Genomic DNA, 24,571 nt, shown 5'->3' on the forward strand with positions numbered 1-24,571 from the left:
TGTTCATATACCCGTTTCTCTGTTCAACAGCCTATAACAAGGCATTAAAAACAGAGTGCGTCACTTCCGGGCATCTTACACAGTTCAAGACTGCGTTATGTACCTCCCGAAAGTCATTGTATGTTGATTCAGACAGCCTTAGTATAACCAATTGAGGTGAGAATATTTTTGGTCTATTTTAAAAAGTTAGCGTACATCAAAACAGCCGTTCCGGTTACGAATCGTTCTTCCGATCACTGTTATCCCCGGATTTTTTTTGCATTCCCTTTATAGAAGGGAAAATCCGTTGATAAAGGCAAGATAATGCTTACGAAGTAGCTTTCTTGCAGAAATCTTTTAGCTTCGCTTCTTCAGAATCGATTTCGTACCCTCCACTACATCGTCCTCATCTGTCCAGAATTTTTAAGATCTCCAAAATATTTAGGTATTAATAAAAACCTGCACGCCCCTTGCCTGGCTGGGTCAGCCAGTTATGCTTATGACTCTTGTCCAGCTCTCCTCGCATTGACTGAATGATCTGCACAATGTCCGTCCGGCCATTCTGGTGCCATTCCAGCGCTGCACTGACATACAACTCTCCAAGTTGAGCAAGAGAAAAGGTATCCGTTAATCGTGCAGCTTCCAGCGTACCTTCTTCCCCTGCAAAGACAGCAAAGCCGCGTTGATTTAAATATTGCAGGCGCAGTCCTTCGTCCGGTAGCGGTATTTCATAAGCCCGATCGAACCGACCGGCACGGTTCATGAGCCCTGGGTCTATTTTCTCCGGATAATTCGTGGTGCCAATTAGGAAGATGCCCTCTTTAGACGTTGCCCCATCCAACGTATTCAGGAAAAAGGATCGCACTTCATCCGGCATGGAATCGATGTCCTCAATAATCAGTACCATGGGAGCCAAACGTTTGGCTGCTTCGAACACTTCACGCACCGATTCACTGTTTGTGTATTCGGTAATTTGCCAATATGCTGCTGGCCCCGGAATGCTTCCTGCAATGGATTTCACGAGGGTCGTTTTTCCGTTTCCAGGATGGCCGTACAGCAGGATGCCACGTTTGTAAGGAATATCATAGTCTCGATAAAAGGAACGATCCGCCTCGAAAAACTGGTCCAACGAACGGAAAATATCCTGTTTGATTTGCGGAGAAAGCACGACCTCATCCCGCCCGACAGAGCGGGTAATCGATTCGACATGACGGTCACTGCCATTGCGGGCATCCGTGTACACCGTGACTTTTTTCATATTTTGCTGCCGTTCCCGTTCCCTTACACTGCCCAGAAATCGCTTCAATTCCTCTTCTCCTGTAGCAAAAACAAAATCCTCATTGTATATCCCATTCTCCCGGAAGAAAGGAATGCGGACGAGAGCTACGCCCCACTCGGGATAGGCAAATACATTGTTGCGAATCGAATAATGTACACCATATGTCGGTGCATCTCCATCATCCTCATAATGCAGTGTACGCAGCTCCAGATCTTCGAAAATCCGGGCAACCAATTCCACTTCGGTGCTGTTACTTTGCAGATCTTCCTTTAGCAGATCCCAGTATTCACTGTTTGGATCATCGCTGGCATAAAGCTCATAACGAACACCGTATCGATTGCCAAGCGCTTCAATGATGCCGCGAATCAAACGGGCATATATGGCATAGCCTTCGTTTCGGATTTGACTGTCTTGTTGCTCTTCGTAGGAATAGATGACTCTATTATGATTCAATTGTTCTTTATCTATGGTCATTACTTAGCTCCCTTCACAGCGGCAAGTGGTTTACATTTGGCTACAACTTGAGCCAGACCTGCGCCGGTAACACTATCAATAATTTCATCGACATTTTTATAAGCTTGCGGTGATTCATCAATAATGGATTCAAGTGAACGCTGGTTCACCACAATCTCATCTTCAGTTCCCACACCCAGCGCCGAGGCAAAATCCTCCACAGTAACCAGGCGCTTTGTTGCTGTGCGCGACCGAATGCGTCCTGCTCCATGACAGATCGAATAATAGTTATCCTTCCCCTCGGGTTGACCTACCATGATATACGAAGCCGTTCCCATTGAACCGGGTATAAGTGCGGGATGACCTGTTGCCAGATACGGCTTCGGATTATCGGGATGACCGGCAGGTAATGCACGTGTAGCTCCTTTGCGGTGTACAAAGACAGAGCCCTGATCCACGTAGGATTCCTCCCATGCATAGTTGTGCATCAAATCATAGAGGGTACGGAATTCGCATTTTGGACCAAACACATCCCGAAAAGCTTCGCGAATAGCATAAGCAATCAGATGGCGATTCACCACAGCATAATTCAGCGCAGAATACATCATATTGACGTAATGGCGACCTTCCGCATGTTCAAGCGGAGCAAAAACCAGTCTTGGATCGGATGTCCCCAGACCATTTCGCTGCATCACTTTCGCAATGGCTGATGAACTGGTTTGGCTTACATACCCGCCCCAGGCCCGGGAGCCGGAATGAATCATGACAACAATTTGTCCATCGTACAGACCCCAGGCTTCCGCAATCTCCCGATTTTCCTCGGCAATCTCTATCGCTTGAATCTCGGCAAAATGATTGCCTCCACCCAAAGTTCCTAACTGGCGATGAGCCCGATGCCAAGTCATATCCGGTACCATATTCAGCACTTCCTCATCAAAGGCAAATTTGCTGCTCTCTACATGAGTAATGGAAGTTGATTTTTTCGGTGTATAGCTGTCCGGGATATATTTTTTTGGTAATCCATGCAGACCTTTTCGCACAATATGCTCCAAACGAATGTCCGAGTAATGACCGCGCTGATTTGCCTCCATCGGCAGCACTTTCTCAATGGCTTTTACGAGTTTACGGCGCAACTTCACGTCTTTCAGGTCGTCCTTATGCAAATTGGTCATATGTACCCGCATACCACAGCCGATATCACTGCCTACGATGGATGGAGATACATAACCACTCTTGGCATCCCATACCGCTGTTGTGCCAATGCAGGTACCTACACCGACATGCACGTCAGGCATATAGCTCATATAGGAAATTCCCGGGATTTGAAGATTATTGTTCGCCATCTCGAACACCTTATAGTCTAATGACGAGAACAGCTGTTGTGCCGCATATACCGTTAACTCACCAGCAGGCAATTTGACTTCATGTCGGTAGCCTCCTGTGAGTTCATTTTGACTCGTAAATAAATTAGGTTGTGTATTCATAAATGTTTATTATTCCTTCCTGTACGTTCAGCTATTTCGGTTCACTTTCAAAAATGAACCTAACGTTATTCCGAATTCCATATCCATCTTCAGTACAACAAAAAAAGAAGCCACGGACAGTTCGCCCGTGACTTCTTCATGACAATAACAGAAAACAAAATCAGCATGAACATGCCGCGTCTGTTCTCCATTGCAATATACGCCGAGAGTAGCATATCGATTAATAACGTTCCAAGGATAAACGATATGCATCTTCCCCTATGTCGCCCGTATGAGGCCAAAGAGACGATGAACTGGATATACAATTGTGTCTGTGCTTCGTAGGGTCTTTGTGGATTTCAAATCATAACCAACCATCATATCTCTCGGCCTCCCTTCATTAATATTATGTTTATATTAAGCGGACTCGTTTCGATGTGTCAACCCTTTTCTTGGAAAATTCCCTATTTTGCATATGCATTAGATTTAAATTCGTGCTAATAATTTATATAAAAAAAAGCAGGGTCTGTAAGGAACGGACCCTGCTTACTCAAGCATATTATGAGATTATATATCGATTATTGATGGTACATGTTTTGACAGATTTGACTTTGTATCTTATCATTTCCCTGCTTGTTTTTCCAATTCTTCCACAGGATTTTCATCTTCTTTTTCAGGCACCTTGGAGGACAGGAACCAACCACATACCGCAATCGTAATCAGCACAATGTAGAAACCAAATTTCCAAATTTTATTTTCCGGGAAATGCTCATCCAGAACGCCCAGTGAAGGATGTGCAAGTGTAATCACAGCCAACTTAACCCCAACCCAGCCAACGATAACGAAGGCTGCAACTTCAAGCCCTGGACGGGAATGAAGCAGTTTAACGAAGAAGGAAGCCGCAAATCTCATGATGACAAGGCCGATAAATCCGCCGAGGAAGATGACGATAAACTGTCCACCGTCAAGTCCGCCGATCGGAGGCAAACCACTTGGTGGCAATGCAACAGCCAGCGCCACAGCTGCGAGAATGGAATCGACCGCGAACGCGATATCTGCCACTTCCACCTTGAATACAGTCATCCAGAAACCAGATTGTTTTTTTGGTTTTTTTGGAGCGGAATCAGCCGCTTCATCTGTTTTGTTTCGGCTACCCAACACCTTTTTGACAATGTGGTTAATGGAGATGTACAACAGATACAGGGCACCAATTGCTTGAACCTGCCATACGTCCACGAGGAACGAGATGAGGAATAGTGACCCCAATCGGAAAATGAACGCTCCCATTAAACCATAAAACAACGCCTTTTTGCGTTTATCATCAGGTAAATGCTTAACCATAATGGCAAGAACCAATGCATTATCCGCGGCAAGTAACCCCTCCAGGACTACTAAGACGACAAGAACCCACCCATACTCCAATAATAACGATAACTCCAAATTTTACTCCTCCTTAGTATCCTTATCCTTATGATGTACAAAAAAAAGGACCTTTACCATCGCTGGTAAGGTCCTTTATATTCACGAAAAGAGACCTTTACCCAGCATGAAAACTTGGTAAAGGTCTCGCTAACAACAAAATTGCTGCCAATAAAGCCGGGGATGTAATCCCGAACTGACGACTTTACTGTGAAAGCTACTCCCCTTTAACATCAGGAATATTTAGTTTTAAGTTGAAACAGGTTCAATAATCTGTTCTCATCATATTCATAACGATAAGCAAAGTCAAGCTTTATTTGACTGTCTGCGGTCCAGCTTGCGAAAGACCAGCAAATCATAGATGAAATTACCCAGTGGGATAAACGAGATAAAAAACAAAGCAATTGGACGACGCAAACGCCATTTTTGCGTGGTGTACAGACTCACCATAAATAATAAATACATCAGAAATAAAAAACCATAGATGTTGCCAAACCACGTGACTGCCTTTGGCATGATCCCTGATTCCCTTAATGGAAAAGCAACAAATAACAAAAGTACATATGAAAGCCCCTGCAACCACAACAGCAGTCGAAAGCGGCTGAGTGTTGAATGTAACATTTTTTTTCCTCCTGCTTCTAAATACGCGCAACGATTTCATTGCATCCCGTACAGTATATCACAAAAACGAAATTTACCCTCACGCGCAGTTCTACAGGAGCCAAATCCACCCGATGCACATAGGATATATGACCAAGATAGATTGTTGCGAATATGGACAAGGAGGAAACTGTTGATGAAAATAGCCCTGATAGCGCCTGAAAAATTGCCAGTCCCAGGTAACGGATCAGTCGAAATCTGCATCCTCGGCATTGCTCGTGAACTTGCTCTCCGTCACCAGGTGACGATCATAAGCCGTCAGATGCCCGGTCTTGCCATTACAGAGCAAATAGATGGCATAGTGATCCGTCGTGTACCATCAACCAGCCCCAGCGAGTACACGAGGGCAGTGATCCGTTTTCTGAAAATCCAACCCTTCGATCTTATTCAGGTAGACAACAGACCTCATAGTATGGCTGCAATTAAACGCGCTTTCCCTACGTTACCTGTGGTGCTCTATCTTCATTCGTTAACCTTTGCACAACCAGGACCAGCAAGATTAGCGCTGTTAAAAAAAGCGAATTGGATTGCCGTTAATAGTCAATCCCTCAGACAAAGGCTGGGTCGCCGATTCCCATCCTTAAAACGACGGATGGGTGTTGTACCACTGGGCGTGGACCTAAGCCGTTTTTTGCCTGCAGCTAAAGGAGAGCAGCAGCTTCTGCGGAAGCAGTTCGGTATCACAGGGCCATTCTCCATTCTCTATGTAGGCCGACTAATTCCCGGCAAAGGTGTGGATGTACTGATTCGTGCCGTAGCTCTTATTCAGCAGCAGGTATCCGTGCAACTGATCATTGCAGGTAAAGGACCTCCAGTTTACGTCCGCAAGCTGCGACAGCTTATCCGAAAATTAAAGGTTGATGCCACCTTCCGAGGTCAGATCGCCCATGAGCACATTGACCGTTTGTACAGGGCTGTGGACTGCCTGGTGTGTCCTTCCCAACAACATGAGGCCTTCGGGCTGGTTAATGTTGAAGCTATGGCTTCAGGACTACCCGTCATTGCTTCAGACAATGGAGGCATTCGTGAAATCATTGTATCGGGGAGTAATGGATACCTTGTAAGACAGTATCACAACCCCCAAAGTTTCGCTGCTTACCTGTCTAAACTGGCAGACAATCCTTCTCTCGCTCTTTTGCTTGGAGAAGCTGGCCGTGCCAGTGCAGTTGAACAGTTCAGTTGGGCCCGGACAGCCATGCATCTTGAAGCAGCCTATACAAAACTTATCCGAGGATAAATCTTGTATAGGCTGTGCTTTTGTTAAGCTTTTTCACGTGACTGCCAGTCTGCAATAAAGCTATCCATATGCGGAACAGGAACATACATCATTTCAATTAACTCCACAATAATCATATCTTTCATGGCAAATCTCACCTTAGCGCATGTTTGTTGGCGGAAAGCATCATAAATTCCCGAGCCAGTCCAGCAGCCGTGAGGAGCGAGCAGTGGATTATTAACAATATATCCAACCGTCCCAATGGGGGGAACTACTACCTTGATGGCTCGGGAGTCTACCCGATTGTCGGGGTCTTTGACCAGAAACAGGATATCGCCTACGTTTAAAGCTTCTACACCATGATAATGCTCCATTCCATACATGGCTGCAAATAATTTGGTACTCATCACAAAAGCTCCTTTTACACATTTTTTAAATTTAGTTGGGTTGAATTATTGATCTTCCTCATAATGTTTCATCCACTCTATGAGTTGTTCACGAATTTCTTTACGATATTCGCGGGGTTCAAGGACCTCCGCTTCGGGGCCAAATTGATATAACCATTTCAGGAATTCACGACTACTGTTCAGCGTTACTTCAAATAACAATCCGCCATCAGGCGTATCTGTCATTCGTGGACGAACAAACATTTCTTCTTCTTTTATGTAGGGGGCCACTTTCTCAGTGAATCTTACTTTGAAATGGATAAGTTTATCCCCACGATCAATGGACCATGTGTTTTTCATGAACTGCGTTATGTTGAAATCACCCATAACAAAATGGGTATTGGTCTGTATAACGTCCAGAAAGCGACTGATCCGAAACAAACGGACTTTCTGCAGCAAGTGGCAATAACCAATTAAGTAGAAACGCTGATCGCGCGGAATGAGGTAATAGGGGTCAATGTCGCGGACCGTTATTTCATTTTTCGTAAGCGTGTGATATTGGGTTCGAATCGTTTGTTGATCCAGAATGGCTTCAATGACCGGGATAAGCAAGTTGGGATACTTCCCTTCTTCCCGGTATGCAGGTGTACCCATACGAATAATGCCTGCAATATTTTCTACAATGTCACTGTTTCTCGATTTCATTTTCGTATGGGCTGTCATCACCTTGTCAAAGGCTGAATCAAATTCAGCCGGGAGTTGCGAAGTATCCACCACGGATGGAAGCATGGAGAATACTATCGCTTCCTGTTCGGTAAAATCCAGAGGATACATGGCAAATTCACCAATGAACCGATACCCCTTGCCATAACCTTCATTCATGATAGGGGCAACCCTGTCCAAAATTCGGAGATCGCGATAAATCGTGCGCACAGTTGTACCGCATTTCAACGCCAATTCTTTGGCGGAAATTCCGGGATTCGCTTGTATAGCCTGAAGTATACGCAGAAGACGAATTAATTTCTCTGTCATGTAGTTTCTCCCCTTCGATATTTTATCGGCAAGGAAAACTAGTTCCTTTAGTCCGGTACTAAATCTTTAGTCCCAAACTTATTTTCGCAATTTCACCTTATGTATATAGTTCAATCGCACTTATTCGGCTTATTAAATATACATTCTCTTACTTGCTTGCGTAAAATATTAACCTCAAGTCCTTATACCTACGCCTGATAGCCTATTTAGCATTCAAAAAAAATAAAAAAAAGTCTTGTCTCTTGGACCAGAGACAAGACTTTTTCGCTTGTTTATTTGTGCAATTGCAATAATTTAGTCAGCACATTGACCATATGATCGCACAGATCAGGGATATCTCCCATCTGATCTTCATTCACACTGCGGTCAAAATGTACTTCAGCTGTGATAGCATAAGTTGCTGGCTGATCTTCAAATATATAATGAATATGCTGCAATTTTCGTTGTTCCGGCCAGCTCTCTTGTAATATGGAGCTAATTGCAGGACATTGAGTCTCAGGCTCCCTAACAACCATTCTGAACCGCAACCGCAAACGGCAACCTGATAGAACTCCTGGTGTCTCCAAAATCTCAGCCGCGAGATCCTCAAGCGATGTGTTCAGTACCACTTCGCCTGTTACGTCAGGGCAATCTCGCAGGCAGAATTGCAGCACCAACTCTCTGGACATACGGGCCAACTCAAGCTGATCCTTCCGATCCGTTATGGAAATAAGTTCATCCAAATTATCGAGATCATATAGGTAATTTTCGAAGCCTACTTTCAAATTGTCATAAATCGTCGGATCAAACATGTTGTGAAACCTGCTTTCTTATGCAAATTATTCCGAAGTGAATTGTTGCTGCTCCAAATCATAGTATACTGTAACGTTGTTTCACGCAAACAGCTCCCCGTCATCATACCGAATAACGCGACTATGTAGCAATCTTTCATAAGTCAAAACGACATTCATTATCGCGCATCTCCTGCGACTCCACTTGTCCATTTCCAATATAAAAAAGCCCGGTCGTGATGACCGGGCTTGGTTGAGATACAGAATAATAAATATTCTGACTCCCTATTCTTCTTTAGCTGGTTCTTCTGGTGCTGCCGGTGCTGCTTCATCAGCAGAAGCCGTAGGCTCTTCCTCAGCCGCTTGTGGCGGCATCACGGAAGCGATGATGGAATCACCTGACGTCACCAGAGTCAGACCTTTATCGAGCTTGATATCTCCAGCTGTCAAACGATCACCAATTTCCAGTCCGCTAACATCCACCTCAATGGAGGTTGGCAGATCAGCCGGAAGTCCTTCGACCTCCAGTTGAGTTTCCTGTGTCTGGAACACACCGCCTGCCTTGGAGCCGGCTGCGGTACCTTGGAAGTCGATCGATACACTAACGCTGATCGGTTTATTCTTCGAAATTTGCAGGAAGTCCACGTGCAGCAGACGTCCGTTGCGTTCCTGTTGATCCTTGATCAGCACTGGAACCGTTTTGCCACCCTCAAGATTGAGGTTGAACATCTCGGAGCGACCTGTACGTGCTACTTTCAGCACTTCTTTTTCATCTACATGTATCGCGGCACCTTCTAATCCCGGGCCATAAACGACAGCCGGAACACGTCCGCCTTGTCTTAACAGGCGCAATGCTGCACCTTTCTTTTCAGTTCTTGGTGTTGCCGTAAGTTGAGCCATTTTTCCGTTGGATTTCATGATTGAACATCCTCCTTCAAGGGATCCTTACTTATATTTGTTAGGAAGCCGTAAGCTTCTCTTTTAGACCAGAATGGCCTTTTCGTGCGTGGCCGAATCTGGGGCCATATCTATATTTACCCCAATGAAAGACCATCTCAAACACTAACATGTGCAGTTTTTTTATTTTTCGGGTGAAAATGGTTCTTTCTGATGAACAAAAAAGCAGCCGGAATACCTTCCGACCGCTTGTTAAGCCTATACTTTTCAACCTTTGTATGAAGTTATAACTTAGCCAGCTATGCGCTGTTACGATCATCCTCATCATCACTTTCACGGATAACCTGCATTTGATCCGACCCACTGTGAACGATAATGTGCACATCACCGTCTTCAGGACCGATATCAACATAACGATCTCCGCATGTATCTTTGGCTTCCCATTCATTCAACCGAATGATTAAGCCTAGATGATGCAGTCCTGCAGCCACCCGAAAACGGGCTTCTGCTGCATTACCCACTCGCTCAAATGGGACAGCTCCATCCTCCATACCTGTGCCCCATACCCAGACGTCCCATCCCTCATAATGCTGATCTTCCCGTTCATATCGGAGAGTGACAATTCGCGAAATTGGTTTGTGGATTTTGACATTCAGCGATGCCTGAATCCCTCCAGCCTCCGCGGTAATCTGGGCAGACCCTGGTGTTAAAGCACGCACAATTCCTGCTGTACTAACCACTGCATGGTCCACCTTAGACGAGCTCCACCGTATATTCATACCTTGCAGAGGCTGGCCGAATTGATCCAGAACCAAGGCGCGGAATCGACTGACACGTGTCGTGTACATTACAGATTCGCCAATAATTTCAATTCGTTCCGGACGGAGGTGATCAACCTGCAGCGTACACTCTGTGGTAATCGTGCCACATTGGACGCTGATCGTGGCTTCCCCAATCTCCCCCATATGAATTGTCCCATCGGCTTGAATCGCAATAATCTGTGGGTTCGAAGAGCTCCAGGTCACAGATGCATTTTCCACTACATTACCAAAACGGTCTCTGACTGATGCTCGCAAACCAGCAATCTCTCCGGCACTGTACACAAGACGCGGCGAATGAATCTCAATTACAGCCGGTTCAGTACCACCAGCATATTCCGTGTCGTACAGTACCATCAACGACCACCGTTCTACCCTTGCGTTCCCGCTCACCGTCTCAATGAGGTCTGTACCTGCTTGGTGATCATTCACAACAATATGCCAATCCCCCTCCGGCAGACTCACTTGCTGCTGCTGACCCGTTCCGTTGTAGATTACCACGATCTGATTCCAGGTATCCTGATTCGCTCCATGATCCAGTGTAAATGCAATCACATTTCCTTCTGCTCGCATCATGCGAAGATGATTCCTTACCTGTTCGGCGTTAATCATGCGAAAGGCCGGATGTGTGCGACGCAGATGAATCAAGCCACGATAATAGTCAAAAACAGGTCTGAATCGAGCTTTGTTAGCCCAAGTGATCGTATTCACGGCGTCCCCGCTGCGATAACTATTGTGATCTCCTGCTTTGGATCTCAGCATCTCATCTCCTGCATGAAGAAATGGAATACCCTGTGAGGTAAGCAAAATCCCTGTTGAGAGCAAGGAACGTCGAACCATCTCATGATCAAGTACATCATCCGCATCGACATAACGATAAGGGTCCGCCGCTTTAACCGCCGATTCTGCACTGCCTCCTTCTACAGGCTGCCCGTCTCTCCATACCGGGTAACCGAGATCATGCCTGAGGTACATCGTTGTTGCGATTTTGTCCCATAAGTTGAGATTATCATGTGCCGTTACATAATTGACGGATTCCACTGGTGAAGATGTGAAATCATCTAGCGCTCCGGCTACACCCATGGCTATTTCGTACTCCTTACCGTCTGCTCCGGTAACAAAACCTTTGCCGATCCCATCACTATCCCCTTTGATAGCACTGCGGAAATGATCGTTAAATACAGCAAATCCCTGACCGCGTTGTGTTCCTTTTAACGTTTTCCGATCCAGAGGTGAATCTCCGCCTGTCCACGGCTCCCCGTAGATCAGAAAAGCCGGATCAATCTGTTCTCTCAGCTCGCGGGTCACTTCGTTCATCGTGTCTGTATCAATCAGCCCCATGAGGTCGAAGCGAAACCCGTCCACATGATATTCCTCTGCCCAATACAGGAGAGAGTCCAAAATATATTTTCGCACCATAGGGCGCTCCGTAGCCAGTTCATTGCCTACACCCGAACCATTGCTCAATTTGCCATCCTCACGGTAACGGTAATAATAACTTGGTACAATCCGTTCAAAAGGTCCATCATCCACGCTGTACGTATGGTTATAAACCACATCAAGCACAACACGGATGCCTTGTCGGTGCAAGGAATGAATGAGCGCCTTGAATTCCCTGATTCGAATCGCAGGATCACGCGGATTGGTCGCATAGGAACCTTCCGGCACGTTATAGTGCTGCGGATCATAACCCCAGTTGTATGGCAATTTGGCATTCGAGCCGACGTCCGTTGTCACTGCCAATTCATCAACCGTCTGATAATCCGCTACAGGCAGAAGATGTACATGCGTGATGCCGAGTTCGACAAGATGATCTACACCGATGGAATTTCCACCTCTGTCCGTCAACCCGGAAGCCGTAAATGCCAAATATTTGCCCTTATATGGAATATCAGCATGGGGGTCGGAGGAGAAGTCTCGCACATGTAATTCATATAGAACTGCATCTGCCGGACGCAGAAATACGGGCTTCACATCCTCTTCCCAATCCACTGGATTGGTTGTATCCATGTCAATGATGGCTGTCCGCTGTCCATTCGCCGATACAGCACGAGCGTAAGGATCGGGTGCCACTGCAATATGTTGATCATCATGGGTAATGTGATACATATAATAATGTCCGGCCCAATCCCCTTCAAGCTGTACACTCCATATTCCATCCGGGTCACGGGTCATCAACCGTTTCTGTCCGTCATCATGTTCGGTTACTTTACCAGTTGCATCATAATGTCCCTCATTATCAAAAATGAGTAATGAAACCTGCTGAGCTGTAGGTGCCCACAGCTTGAATGTGCTTGCTGTACGCGTATATGTTAAGCCAAGATCGTTGCCTTCATAACGAAAAGATGTCCATTCCGGCATCGTTCCCACCGCCTTTATATCCATTGATTTCGTGTTGTCCCGATGTTACGGAGCGAGACGTCATTTGTCAACCCAGGGTTGTCTGTACTCAACATATCGGTTGAGCAGAGGCTTTCAATTAGCATATTGAATGTAAAGTAAATCCTCACAGCAATCGCTTTCAAGATACAGCATATGTAAACAAGCGCCATAGATTGACAGCATTTGTACCTGTCCTGATGAAAAAAAGATGGTAAAAAGAAAAACACCCTCGCTCCACAATGGAGAAAGGGTGCAATAAGTTCACTCACCTGAATACATAACCGTCATGGATATAGCGGGAACGCTGACCTGGCCTTCTTTGGTTGTACGCAACGTCTCGGTGCCAGCCTGCCCCTGCTCTACAACCACATTCCATGTACCTGAAGAAACGCAGATTGTACGGGTTTCTTTGGAAGCATTGTAGATAACGATTATCCGTCCCCATGAATCTCCCACAGACGTTCCTGACAGTTCATAGGCCAACAGCCCTTTTCCTTTTTCAAGCAATTGAACATGGAGCTCAATCTCTTCCCGGGTGCGAAGACGAAAAGCAGGATGCTCGCGCCGAAGACGGATCAGGCCACGATAATAATCATAAACAGGCTTAAACTGCTGCTTTTGCTCCCACCGAATGGCATTGACTGAATCTCCACTCTCATGACTGTTGGCATCGCCAAATTTACTTCGCAGAAGTTCATCTCCAGCCGCAAGCAATGGGACCCCCTGGGAAGTCAATACGATGCCATTAGCAAGCAGACAGCGCCGGACCGATTCGTTCTCCAGTATGTGATCCGGGTCAACGTGCAAATACGGCTTCGCCTGCTGTACAGCCTCTGCCACGTTGGCGCTGCCTTTCACACGACCATCCTCGCTATATGTGATAAATCCCAGCGTATCGTGCAATCCTTGTGTCTGGGCGACTTTGTCCCACAGGTTGAGATTATCATGTACAGTTACATAATTAATCGTTTCAGATGGGCCAGCGGTAAAATCGGTAATGGCACCCCGTACGCCTGTCCATATATCGTCTTCTTTTTCCTCCGCTCCTGTAGCAAATCCGGTTCCCGTTCCATCACTATCCCCTTTGATCGCTCCACGGAGGTTATCATTAAATACAGCAAATCCAGCTTCACGCTGTGCTCCCTTAAGTGTCATTTGATCTCCAAGGGGTGATTCCAGCGCACCCCAAGGTTCACCGTATAGGAGGATGGAGGGAGAAACCTCGGCATGCAGTTCTGCTGCGAGCTCTTTCATCGTTGTCGTGTCGATCAGACCCATCAGGTCAAAACGAAACCCGTCCACATGGTATTCCTCTGCCCAGTATCGTACGGAATCGATAATGAACTTGCGCACCATCGGGCGCTCAGTTGCCACTTCATTGCCTGTACCTGATCCATTGCTGTACGTGCCATCCGGATTCTGACGGTAGTAATACCCTGGAACAAGCTTTTCAAATGAACTGGCTGCCGTATCAAACGTATGATTGTACACCACATCCATAATGACTCCGATACCCTTCTCATGAAGGGCGAGCACCATCGATTTGAGCTCTCGAATTCTTGTCTCCGGTTCATCTGCACGGGATGCATAGGAGCCTTCTGGAACGTTGTAGTGGAGCGGATCATAGCCCCAGTTATAACGTGAGCAATCGGAAGTCCCGTCATCTGCCTTCGATTCGTCCACTGTCGCAAAATCAAAAACCGGTAGCAGATGTACATGAGTAATTCCCAGCTCAGCCAAATGATCGATTCCAAGTGTATTCCCGTTTGAATCGCGCAGACCTGTCTCGGTAAAAGCCAGATACTTTCCTTTGTGCCTCATGCTGGATGACTCATGGATCGAGAAATCGCGCACATGCAGCTCATATAAGACCGCATCTACCGGGCTCGCCAGTTCTGGACGAATATCCTCATTCCAGCCATTCGGGTGGGTCTGTTCCAGTCTGACGATGACTCCCATTTCTCCATTCATGGTCACAGCTCGTGCATAGGGATCAACCGCTATCTCCTGCCGCCCGTCCTCAAAGGTGGCTCTGTACATATAACGATAACCGTTCCACTCACCTTCGAGTTTCAGGGTCCAGATGCCCTGATCCTGCTTGTTCATAGGTATTTCTTTCTGTTCGTCCTTATTCTTCTGTTCATTGGGACTTCCCCCTGTTGAAGGCGGGGATAACAGCACATCTACCTGCTTTGCGGTAGGTGCCCACACTTTGAAACTACAGGCTTGTGGTTCCATCGTGACACCCAGATCTCTTCCTTGGTATGTATCTACTACGTTTAATACGTCTAACTTGTGATGGTCATCAATCATGCTGTATATTCCCCTCTCGATGAGCAATAAAATGGATGTGAACAAATGCTCCTTACCTTTTATACCCCTTCTGTTACCTAACCATAATCTCGGGGATGAAAAAGAACTTAAAAAAACAAGCCATGCTTCACGTCATTTCACGCAAAACACAGCTTGTTCTTCTAATTACTTCCCGTTCAGCTGGGCATAAGACGCTTCAAATTCGGAAATGAGCTGGTCGCCACCGGATTTTCTCCAGTTCGCCACTTCCTGCTCCCAGCCAGCATCATCGATTTTGCCCATAATGTATTTGGTCTGTGCATCCCAGATCATCTGGTCCAGCTCCTGGCCACGCTCAGTATAGATGGCAGAAGACAAGGTCAGCGCCGGATTTGGAATAGCATACTGCTCATTTTCACGTGCCATCTTCGTTCCCTTCATACCGATTGGTACATCGACAAGCTCAGGCACGTTATAACCTTCAACGCTTAGCAGATTGTCACGATAAGGCTTCACTTCACGCTGGTATCCGTCGAAGTCCTTGAACTCGGTTTTGCCATCCGAAGTCTTCGTATAGTGCACATCTTCCAGACCTCGCAGCTGAAGTGTACTCAGTGGTTCATCCATCAGTTGATCCAGGAACGTCAGCACCTGTTTTAACTGTTCTTCGTCCGGTACGGAAGCTTTGGGAATGACAAGCATCCCATAGTTCCCCGGTTCCCCGGCAATTCGAATGCCATCCGGTCCTTGGAACGGGGCCACATCAATCTCGCCATCAGGCACATTTGGTGTCAGCCGTTGCTGGAACGACTTTCCGTTCTGAGCAACACCGTTCAGCTTCATGGCTACGAGACCGGAGTCGATTTTTTTGTCCGCATCGGAAGGGTCCAACGCTGGGAAGTCACTGTTGATCAATCCCTCACTGAATAGACGCTTGAACAGCTTCATCGTATCCACATATTCTGTGGTCAGGAATTCAGGGGTAAGTTTACCCGCATCGTCCACACCCCACTTGTTCACCCCACCAATACTTACGGCGATTCGTGTCAGCGGCGAGGATACGCCTTCATTGTACTTTTTGAACAGTACCGTTCCATACGTGTCTTCCTTGCCATTACCATCAGGATCATCCTTGCGAATGGAGCGCATCACTTCGTACCAGTCATCGAGCGTTTTCGGTACATCCAGCTTCAACTTGTCGAACCAGTCCTTGCGATACACGATGGCTGTACGCCCGATATCGCGGAAGTTGGGTACCCCGTAGACCTTTCCTTCAATCTTGATATTGTCAAAATAAGCCTCGGATTGGGCAGACAGGTTTTTATAATCCTTCAGGTAGGGTCCAATTTCCCAGAACAGCCCCGTTTTGGCTGCGTTAAATGTTGTGGGTACATAATTCACCCGCATAATGGTCGGCATCTCACCCGAAGCTACCATGACATTCACTTTATCATCAAAAGCAGACTGCGGAATCCACTGTACACTGACATCCGTATTCGTATATTCCTCAATCTTTTGTTCAATCCCGTTCTCCTTGGCTGGCACATCACCAACCTGCATCAAAGAAATCGAAATGGGAAGCTTGCCTTCCCCTGCCGCAGGCGCTTTCTCTCCCCCACACCCTGCAAGCAGTCCGGCGGACATTGCACCAACCACGACCAATCCGCCTAAACGAGACATCCGACCTTTTGGACTCATGAACCATCTCTCCTTTAGATAACCAAATTATTCACATTTTGCCTCATTTGATTAAATCGCTACGGGTACACAATATAGACGGACTGAACCGTTCCGATCTATATTGTGCTGATTTGAAGTCGCTCCTTGGATTGATGCAAATGCCCCATGAATGCGCTATCATAAATAAGTCTGAAGAAAGGAACTAGCGTGTCGCCAGTTCCATTTCCACTCCTGCCAAAATAAATGGAGCTACCGATTTCGGATCATTTATCCGAATGGATTCAGTCACATAATACTCGTATGACCCGTCACGATACGGGGTACCGCCCAGACCTGCCCCACCGTTACACTGCGTCAGGGACAATACACCTTCACGATCCGTTTGCAGCAGATGCAGCAGCAGACCTTGATAACCCTTTTCTGCGATCGCTTTAAACTTGCCACTCAGATAACCCTTACGTACACCCTTCGCTAGTGCATACACAAACATTGAGGTCCCCGATGCCTCCAAATAATTACGCTCACGCCCTGGTTGATCGAGCAAATGAGGCCATAACCCGGACTGTTGGTCCTGTACATGTACAAGTGCATTCGCTACACGTTCGAAAATCCCCACAATCTGACCGCGATGCTCATGATCTACAGGCAGATGATCCAATGTATCCACTACCGCCATCACATACCAGCCCATCGCCCGGCTCCATACATGCGGAGAGCATCCAGTTTCTCCCGAGCTCCAGCGCTGTTCCCTGCTCTCATCCCAGGCATGGTACAGCAGACCGCTGCGTGGATCACGTGTACGTTTCTCCACCAGCAGCAGCTGTAATGCCGCTTTGTCAAACCACTTCTCCTCGCCAGTAACCGCACCATATTGCGTGAGAAACGGCGTTGCCATATACAGCCCATCCAGCCACATCTGGAACGGATAGATTTTCTTGTGCCAGAATCCGCCTTCACTCGTACGAGGCTGTCCCTTAAGCTGTACCATGAGCAAATCTGCGGCTTTACGGTATTTCTCTTCACCCGTTTTGTCCAGCAACATGAACAGCGATTTCCCCTGGTTAATCTGGTCCAGGTTATATTCCTCGACTGCATAGGAGCGAATCGAGCCATCTTCCAGAATGAAATTATCCATCAGTTCACGGATGTAGTCGAAATATTTCTGTTCTCCGGTATGGGTGTACAGCTCTTCCAGCGCTTTCAGCAGACAACCATTTTCATAATGCCAGGTCGGATACAGCTCATGATTGCGATAACTTTCCATGAACTGTTCAGCCATCCGTACCGGTGTGAATTGCAGGGTTTCTTTCATGATGTTCCTCCGCTTCCAGCTTTTTATTTAGCCTGTTTTTTGTAGTCTTCGGCATATTCCTCACGAATTTTGGTACCGCCCGCATTGCCCCAATTCTCGATTTCCTGTTTCCAGCCATTTTCATCGATTTTGCCCATAATATATTTGGTCTGCGCATCTGCAATCATCTGATCCAGATCTGCCCCACGGTCGCCATAAGTAGACGAATACAAGGTTAATGCAGGGTTTGGCACAGCGTGTTCGGCCAGCTCTTTGGCAAGTTCCGTACCCTTCTCACCGAGTTCGGTATCTTTCAATTTCGGCACATTGTATCCTTCTACGTAAGGCAAGTTATCACGATATGGCTTCACTTCACGCTGGAATGCATCGAAGTCGCTCATCTCCACTTGGTCTTCGCCAGCCTTCTTGTAATGTTTGTCTTCAATGCCACGCATCAGCAGCGTCGCCATCTCCGGGTCCATTAATTTATCCAGGAAAGACAACAGGTTTTTCAACTCGTCTTCCGATTTCACCGTCGCTTTCGGAAAAGCCAGAATACCGGAGTTACCCGTCTGCCCCGCTACACGGTCGCCACTCACACCAAGCAAACCTGCAATGTCTACTACGCCATCCGGGTCGTTCTTGGACAGACGCTCTTGCTGGCTCTTCCCGTTCTGGGCGACACCGATACGCATGCCGACAACGCCTGTATCATATTTCTTCTCCGCTTCTGTGGAATCAAATACAGCAAAGTCCTGATTCAGCAATTTCTCGCTATACAATCGTTTCAGCAAATCCAGCACCTGCATATATTCCGGTGTCATGAATTCCGGCGTAAAACTGCCGTCATCTTCCACCTTCCACTTGTTTGGTGCACCAAAACTTACGCCAAGACGTGTAGTGAAGGAATATTGATCCTCGTTATACTTTTTGAAAAGCATTAGTCCAAACGTATTATCCTGACCGTCTCCATCCGGATCGGAGGTCGCCAGCGTTTTGATCGTTTCATACCATTCATCCGGTGTCGTTGGTACCTTGAGATTCAACTTATCAAACCAGTCTTTACGGTAAATCACCGTTGCACGGGCAATATCAGAGAATACGGGTACCCCGTAGATTTTTCCTTCCACCTTGATATTGTCGAAGAAACGCTCGTTCTGTGCAGACAGATTTTTATAATCCTTCAACAAAGGCCCAACTTCCCAGAATACATCGTTACGCATCGCACTGGTTACGGTTGGGTTATACTGCACTTTCACAATTTTGGGCATATCGCTGGATGCGATCATCACATTAATTTTGTCATTGTAAGCCGAAGCCGGAATCCATTGAATGTCCAGTTTGGTGTTCGTATACGCCTCGATCTTTTGCTGAACCTCATTACCTTTGCTCGGTACGTCGCCCACCTGTGCTATTGCAATGGACACATTCTGCACGCCGCCCTCGGCAGCCTGACCTTCATCCGATCCGCATCCTGCCAGCAGGCCTGTTACCAATGCCAATGTGCTCAAGACAGCTACGGCTTTCTTTTTTGTTGCTTTCATTAAACGAAAACCTCCCCTTTTTTATACAGTCATGAACCCGTTCTGATGTACAATCATGCGTAATTTCAACCTTTTACCGATCCCAGCATCACTCCTTTGGCAAAGTGCTTTTGCAGGAACGGGTATACCAGCATGATTGGAATCGTGGAGAACACGATAACGGCCATTCGAATGGTAAGCGGCTGAATCTCGGTCTCTTCGATACTGGTATCACCGATCCGACTCTGAGCCAGGATGACAATTTCACGCAGCCATACCTGCACAGGCCACTTTTCACTATCGTTGATATAGATTACGGCGTTGAAGAAGCTGTTCCAGTGAGCCACCGCATAAAAGAGAGAGAAGGTAGCCATTGCTGGCATCGACAAAGGAAGTACAATTCGGAACAATACGCCCACATCGTTACACCCATCAATTTTGGCGGCATCCTCCAGTTCGTCCGGTATGGCTTGGAAGAAGTTCTTGAGTACGATCAGGTTGAACGCACTAATGGCGGTAGGCAGCATCAGAGACCATAATGTATCCGTCAGGTGAAATGATTTCACGACAAAGTAGGTTGGGATCATTCCGCCGCTGAACAGCATGGTGAACAGTACCCCCAGCAAGATCGGCTGACGTCCACGCAAGTATCTTCTGGAGAGCGGATACGCCATCAACGACGTGAACAGCAGGTTAAGCAGTGTTCCGATGACGGTGATGTAGATTGATACACCCAGACTGCGAATCAATGTGTCTGTAGAGAAAATATAACGGTAAGCAGCGAGGGAGAATTCTTTCGGAAAAAGAATGAATCCTCCCTTGGCCACTTCATGCGGACTCGTAAACGAGACGGCCAAAATATAAATGAACGGGATAACGGTCACGATTCCGATCAAAAGCAGAAAGCCATGATTGAGGATATCAAAAATCCGGTTGCCCCACGTTTTATCCTGTTGCATCTTAATGTTCACTCCTGTCTGGTGAAGAACGTCTGCTGCCAAGCGTTAGTAGACGCCTTCCTCCCCGAATTTTTTGGCCATCGTATTAGCACCCAGTACAAGCGCCAGTCCGACCACCGACTTGAACAAACCAACAGCAGCACTATAGCTGTACTGTGCCTGTGTGAGACCTTTGGTGTAGACGTAGGTATCAAATACCTCACCCACATCCCGGTTCGTCGGCGTCAGCATCAGGAAGATCTGTTCAAAGCCTGTATCCAGGAAGTTACCCAGACGCAGAATGAGCAAAATAATGATCGTACTACGAATGGCAGGCAGCGTAATATGCCAAGTCTGGCGCCAACGATTGGCACCATCCATCCGTGCAGCTTCATAGAGCTGTGTATCTACACCGGAAAGTGCCGCCAGGAAAATAATTGTGCCCCAGCCTACCTCTTTCCAGATGGATTGTCCAACAATCATCGTTCGAAACCAGCCAGGCTCAAGCAGGAAAGCCACTTTTTGCCCCGTCAGGTTATAAAGTAATTCGTTAATAGCTCCACCCTCGGTTGTGAACAGCATGTAGAACACACCAACCACAACAACCCAGGAAACAAAGTGCGGAACATATACCAGCGTCTGTACAAATCGTTTGAACCGTTCACGGCGAACTTCATTCATCATAAGTGCCAATACAATTGGCAGCGGGAAGAAGAACACCATATTATAAATCGCTAGCAAAAACGTATTCCGGAACAAGGTCCAGAACTGCGGTTCCCCGAAGAAACGCTGGAAGTGCTTGAACCCTACCCAGTCACTGCCCAGAATGCCCTTGTATGGCGTGTAATCCTGAAAAGCCATCGTAATGCCGTACATGGGTATGTATTTGAAAATAACAAAGTAGAGCACACCCGGTATCAACATAATATAGAGCCACCGGTTTTTGATGATGTCCCTCCACAGCAGGTTTTTGTCACTGCGGGTAGCGGGTCGTGTTCGAGCCGCCGTTTCGGCTTTCATAGTGTCTTCCTCCCCACGTTGGAAACGATTACAAAATATCCCTTCCTGAATTCATGTCTTCATTGTGGAGGATAAACGGGTAACTGGCTATCGTCTCGTTTTAGCTTCTTGTTTTCCCTTATGCAGCAAGGGTTTAAGGCATTGGTAACTCTGGATTGCTTCCCTGAATGAACCACATTTAACCTTCGATATTCCCGTCTTAACTCTGCTCCGAACACAGAACAAAGAATGACCCTAAAACAAAGAAAAACCTGCCTGCCATGGCAGGCAGAGCAGGTTGCTTTTATCGCTGCTGCTCCCGGTATTTTCCGGGGGTAGTTCCCGTAATTTTACGAAATGTACGGATAAAAGCGGTAGGGTTCGTGTAATTGAGTTTCTCGGCAATCTCCGATATTTTCAGGTTGGTCGTCTGCAGCCAGGTCTTGGCTTTTTCCATCCGGTATTCGGCAAGGTATTCCGTAAAGTTCACGCCAGCCTCCTTCTTGAACACACGGCTCAGATAGACTGGATGAAAATTCAGTTCTTCTGCGCAAGCTTCCAGCGACAATTCGCGATCATATCGCTCCTCGATCAGCCGAATCATGCGCCGGGCAATATTCAAATATTGAGACTCTTCCTGCTCGCGCCAGAATCGAATGACGGGTTGAAATAAACATTTGCGGAACCAGTTCGTCATTTCATCCAATGTGGACAACTTCAGCAATCGAGCCATGGAGGCCTTTTCACCCAATACTTCCGCAACATTCCCACCCTGCTCCTGTACTAGCTGATACACACGGGACAATAGCTGAACCATGATAACCGGGTATTCGCTGAAGTGTAGCTTCTTGTCTGCGAGCAGACTGAGGTATTGCTTAAAGTACGCATCGGTTTTCTCCTCGTCCCCTTGCTTGAGCGCAGAAGCCAACTGGTCCTCAATCATCCTGAGCTGTGTATATAACGCTGCCTCCGTCTGTCCGCGCGGCTGAATATCCTCGTAATGCAAAATAATACGGCTGCCCAGACTTACCCTGCCTTGCAGAGCCTCACGACTCTCCTGGTAAGCCCGTGGCGAATCACCTATTGCAGAATAGGAACGACTAATACCGATACTTACAGGCAGATTCAGATAGGTCACGACCCGCTCACGGATCATTTCCGCTTGAGTGTGCATCCACTCTTTTAGTTGTACTTCATCATCCAACACGGATGCCAATACCGTAACTTGGGCGTCATCAATCATAACAGGTGCAAACCGAATCTCAGAGGGCAGCAGTTCAGCGACCATATTGTTTAACGCGAACAGCAGCAGATCCCGGTCCTGCTCTTCATACCTTGTCCCTTCAAGGGTGTCAATTTGAAGTGTAAGTACCCCAAGTCTAGCCCATGAGGTTGGAAAATCGTATAACTGACCCTGATATCTGAAGTCATCTTCTGATATTTTGCCTGTAAGCAGTTTGGTCATAAAAAATTCCTGCAAATGAATATGCTGGCCCTTCATCTGCTCACGCATCGTTTTCTCCGAACTGAACAAAGTCGATAATTGCTCTTCAATGTATATAAATTCATCCTGACGGCGTCCCGACGGAGCCATTGGAGAATCCAGTCCTTTCGTAAACTGCAGAAGTCTGGAAATGGGAGAGTACATCTTGCGACTGCCATAAAAGGCTACTAGTCCCGTTAAACATAACATGACCAGCGTAGCCACACCTGTAACCAATGCAATTTTCTGCGACTGGGCGGTTATCTGACTCAGCGATACAACAGATACATACAACCAGCCATTAAGTGGGGACTGCCTGTAGCTAACCGCCACCTGGCTTCCTTCCACTTCTGCGCTGAAGAAACCCTCCGACTGTCCCGTCGTTTGTACCTTTTCGTGGATTTCCTGATTCAGCGTGTCGTATTTCCCGTCTTGTTCTGTATCGTTGAGAAAATATTTCTGCTCCCGATCAAGGACGTACATATCCCCTGAATTCGGATTTCGACTTAGAAATGTACTTAGCTCTGTATCGGCTATGTCTATAACCAGAAACCCCTTTGGTTTCACATTCGTTGGTATCATCGGAATCTTGAATACCATGCTGACCACATTGTCGGATGAAATAAGGGTAGGCACTTGTTCTTGTGCCGCTTCACCGACTCCGGCCGATACCGGTATACTTTCTTTAGTTGAACTCACATTTTGCGTCACCCAAAACAGGCTGTTTGTATATTTCAAATAGGAACCAATCCGGTCCCGAATACTGAAATCATCCAATTTTCCGAAAGATCGCATCGATACAACCCAGTCTTCATCCAGATTCACGAGATAAGCCTGATCGATATTTGTAACCGATTGCAAATTATTAAATCCGGAAGTCAGATCTCGAATTTCCTGAAATTCGCTGCTGTCCAGCGGTTTTTTCATCGCTTGTAATACCAGTGGAGAATTCACATACTGGATGGACGATAATTGCAGGCTGCGCAATACTTGCTCGACCCGCATTTGGGTCTGATGCAGAATCTGCAAATTACTCTCCCGCACCTTCTGCTCAATGTCACTTGAGGCAATAGAATAGGAGACCGAACCAATAACAATGACCGGAAGGGCTCCGAGTATCATGGTAAAACAGAGCAAACGCAGCAGGTATTTAGGCAAAAAGAGCATCCTCCTTTGTGCATTTTGCGTGATTTGAACGAGAACGATTTCGGAATCACTTCCCGTACTTATGCAAAACGTATGTATAATATCGCTTTCATTGGATTAATTTACTATTGTTATTTTAAAACCCATTGTTATTCAAGTCCACTATTTATTATTGAAGGTTGACTTCAAAGCAATTTCCAGTTTATATTAGTTGCATATTCCTCAATCAAAGGAGAGATTTTGATGTCGGTGAGCGTTCTTAACTAACAAGTTTCATATTCAGGAGTTTGGCCTTCGATTCACTTGTGCCTTGTGGCATACGTGTATTTCATGATGCGCCATTACCCTGTACTTAGTTAAGAACAGCGGATATCATAAATCGCCTCCGGGATTGTACGTGTCCGGGTCTATTTCCGCGCTGTGTTCAGCGTGGATTTTTTTGTATAGACCTATAACGGGCCCTAC

Annotated in this window: 17 protein-coding genes; 1 reads left to right on the forward strand and 16 read right to left on the reverse strand. The window is 46.7% G+C overall.

The window, feature by feature from the left end:
• Nucleotides 1–427: 427 nt before the first annotated feature.
• The 4 genes from HP548_RS27155 to HP548_RS27170 all read right to left on the reverse strand — a co-directional run bounded on the left by HP548_RS27155 (nucleotide 428) and on the right by HP548_RS27170 (nucleotide 5,214).
• The gene (locus tag HP548_RS27155) at nucleotides 428–1,732 is read right to left on the reverse strand and encodes an AAA family ATPase (protein WP_076287812.1); all 1,305 of its coding nucleotides are present in this window, start codon (nucleotides 1,730–1,732) and stop codon (nucleotides 428–430) included.
• Nucleotides 1,732–3,195, reverse strand: coding sequence for an RtcB family protein (locus HP548_RS27160; protein WP_175383364.1), 1,464 nt, complete (start codon nucleotides 3,193–3,195; stop codon nucleotides 1,732–1,734). Before HP548_RS27160 ends, HP548_RS27155 begins: the two co-directional genes overlap by 1 nt.
• A 600-nt stretch (nucleotides 3,196–3,795) precedes the next feature.
• A complete protein-coding gene (locus HP548_RS27165; RefSeq protein ID WP_076287809.1) occupies nucleotides 3,796–4,614 on the reverse strand; it encodes a TerC family protein in 819 nt (272 codons plus the stop codon).
• A 285-nt stretch (nucleotides 4,615–4,899) separates the two neighbouring features.
• Complete coding sequence (locus tag HP548_RS27170) at nucleotides 4,900–5,214, reverse strand: DUF3817 domain-containing protein (RefSeq protein ID WP_175383365.1); 315 nt, start codon at nucleotides 5,212–5,214, stop codon at nucleotides 4,900–4,902.
• Between the two features lie 175 nt (nucleotides 5,215–5,389).
• On the opposite strand from HP548_RS27170, the gene HP548_RS27175 reads away from it, so the two are divergent.
• Nucleotides 5,390–6,490, forward strand: coding sequence for a glycosyltransferase family 4 protein (locus tag HP548_RS27175; protein ID WP_175383366.1), 1,101 nt, complete (start codon nucleotides 5,390–5,392; stop codon nucleotides 6,488–6,490).
• Between the two features lie 23 nt (nucleotides 6,491–6,513).
• On the opposite strand, the gene HP548_RS27180 is transcribed toward HP548_RS27175, so the two are convergent.
• The 12 genes from HP548_RS27180 to HP548_RS27235 all read right to left on the reverse strand — a co-directional run bounded on the left by HP548_RS27180 (nucleotide 6,514) and on the right by HP548_RS27235 (nucleotide 24,118).
• Entirely contained in the window at nucleotides 6,514–6,876 is a 363-nt protein-coding gene (locus tag HP548_RS27180; RefSeq protein ID WP_063566897.1) for an HIRAN domain-containing protein, read from the reverse strand.
• Nucleotides 6,877–6,921: 45 nt separating this feature from the next.
• The gene (locus tag HP548_RS27185; protein WP_175383367.1) at nucleotides 6,922–7,887 is read right to left on the reverse strand and encodes a helix-turn-helix transcriptional regulator; all 966 of its coding nucleotides are present in this window, start codon (nucleotides 7,885–7,887) and stop codon (nucleotides 6,922–6,924) included.
• Between the two features lie 272 nt (nucleotides 7,888–8,159).
• Entirely contained in the window at nucleotides 8,160–8,678 is a 519-nt protein-coding gene (locus tag HP548_RS27190; RefSeq protein ID WP_175383368.1) for a hypothetical protein, read from the reverse strand.
• Between the two features lie 264 nt (nucleotides 8,679–8,942).
• Complete coding sequence (locus tag HP548_RS27195; protein ID WP_076287804.1) at nucleotides 8,943–9,575, reverse strand: 50S ribosomal protein L25; 633 nt, start codon at nucleotides 9,573–9,575, stop codon at nucleotides 8,943–8,945.
• Nucleotides 9,576–9,853: 278 nt separating this feature from the next.
• The gene (pulA, locus tag HP548_RS27200; RefSeq protein ID WP_175383369.1) at nucleotides 9,854–12,733 is read right to left on the reverse strand and encodes a type I pullulanase; all 2,880 of its coding nucleotides are present in this window, start codon (nucleotides 12,731–12,733) and stop codon (nucleotides 9,854–9,856) included.
• A gap of 282 nt (nucleotides 12,734–13,015) precedes the next feature.
• A complete protein-coding gene (gene pulA / locus HP548_RS27205) occupies nucleotides 13,016–15,067 on the reverse strand; it encodes a type I pullulanase (RefSeq protein ID WP_099856856.1) in 2,052 nt (683 codons plus the stop codon).
• 165 nt (nucleotides 15,068–15,232) lie between these two features.
• A complete protein-coding gene (locus HP548_RS27210) occupies nucleotides 15,233–16,744 on the reverse strand; it encodes an extracellular solute-binding protein (protein WP_083678768.1) in 1,512 nt (503 codons plus the stop codon).
• 184 nt (nucleotides 16,745–16,928) lie between these two features.
• Complete coding sequence (locus HP548_RS27215) at nucleotides 16,929–18,038, reverse strand: glycoside hydrolase family 88/105 protein (protein WP_175383370.1); 1,110 nt, start codon at nucleotides 18,036–18,038, stop codon at nucleotides 16,929–16,931.
• A gap of 23 nt (nucleotides 18,039–18,061) precedes the next feature.
• On the reverse strand, nucleotides 18,062–19,561 hold the full coding sequence (locus HP548_RS27220; RefSeq protein ID WP_099856847.1) for an extracellular solute-binding protein: 1,500 nt from the start codon (nucleotides 19,559–19,561) through the stop codon (nucleotides 18,062–18,064).
• 65 nt (nucleotides 19,562–19,626) lie between these two features.
• Nucleotides 19,627–20,499: a carbohydrate ABC transporter permease gene (locus HP548_RS27225; protein ID WP_175383371.1), complete on the reverse strand. Its 873-nt coding sequence runs from the start codon at nucleotides 20,497–20,499 to the stop codon at nucleotides 19,627–19,629.
• A gap of 45 nt (nucleotides 20,500–20,544) precedes the next feature.
• Complete coding sequence (locus HP548_RS27230; protein ID WP_063566889.1) at nucleotides 20,545–21,498, reverse strand: ABC transporter permease; 954 nt, start codon at nucleotides 21,496–21,498, stop codon at nucleotides 20,545–20,547.
• A 283-nt stretch (nucleotides 21,499–21,781) separates the two neighbouring features.
• Complete coding sequence (locus HP548_RS27235) at nucleotides 21,782–24,118, reverse strand: helix-turn-helix domain-containing protein (protein ID WP_175383372.1); 2,337 nt, start codon at nucleotides 24,116–24,118, stop codon at nucleotides 21,782–21,784.
• Between the last annotated feature and the right edge of the window lie 453 nt (nucleotides 24,119–24,571).

Origin of the sequence: Paenibacillus taichungensis (assembly GCF_013359905.1) — a bacterium.
GTDB lineage: Bacteria > Bacillota > Bacilli > Paenibacillales > Paenibacillaceae > Paenibacillus > Paenibacillus taichungensis.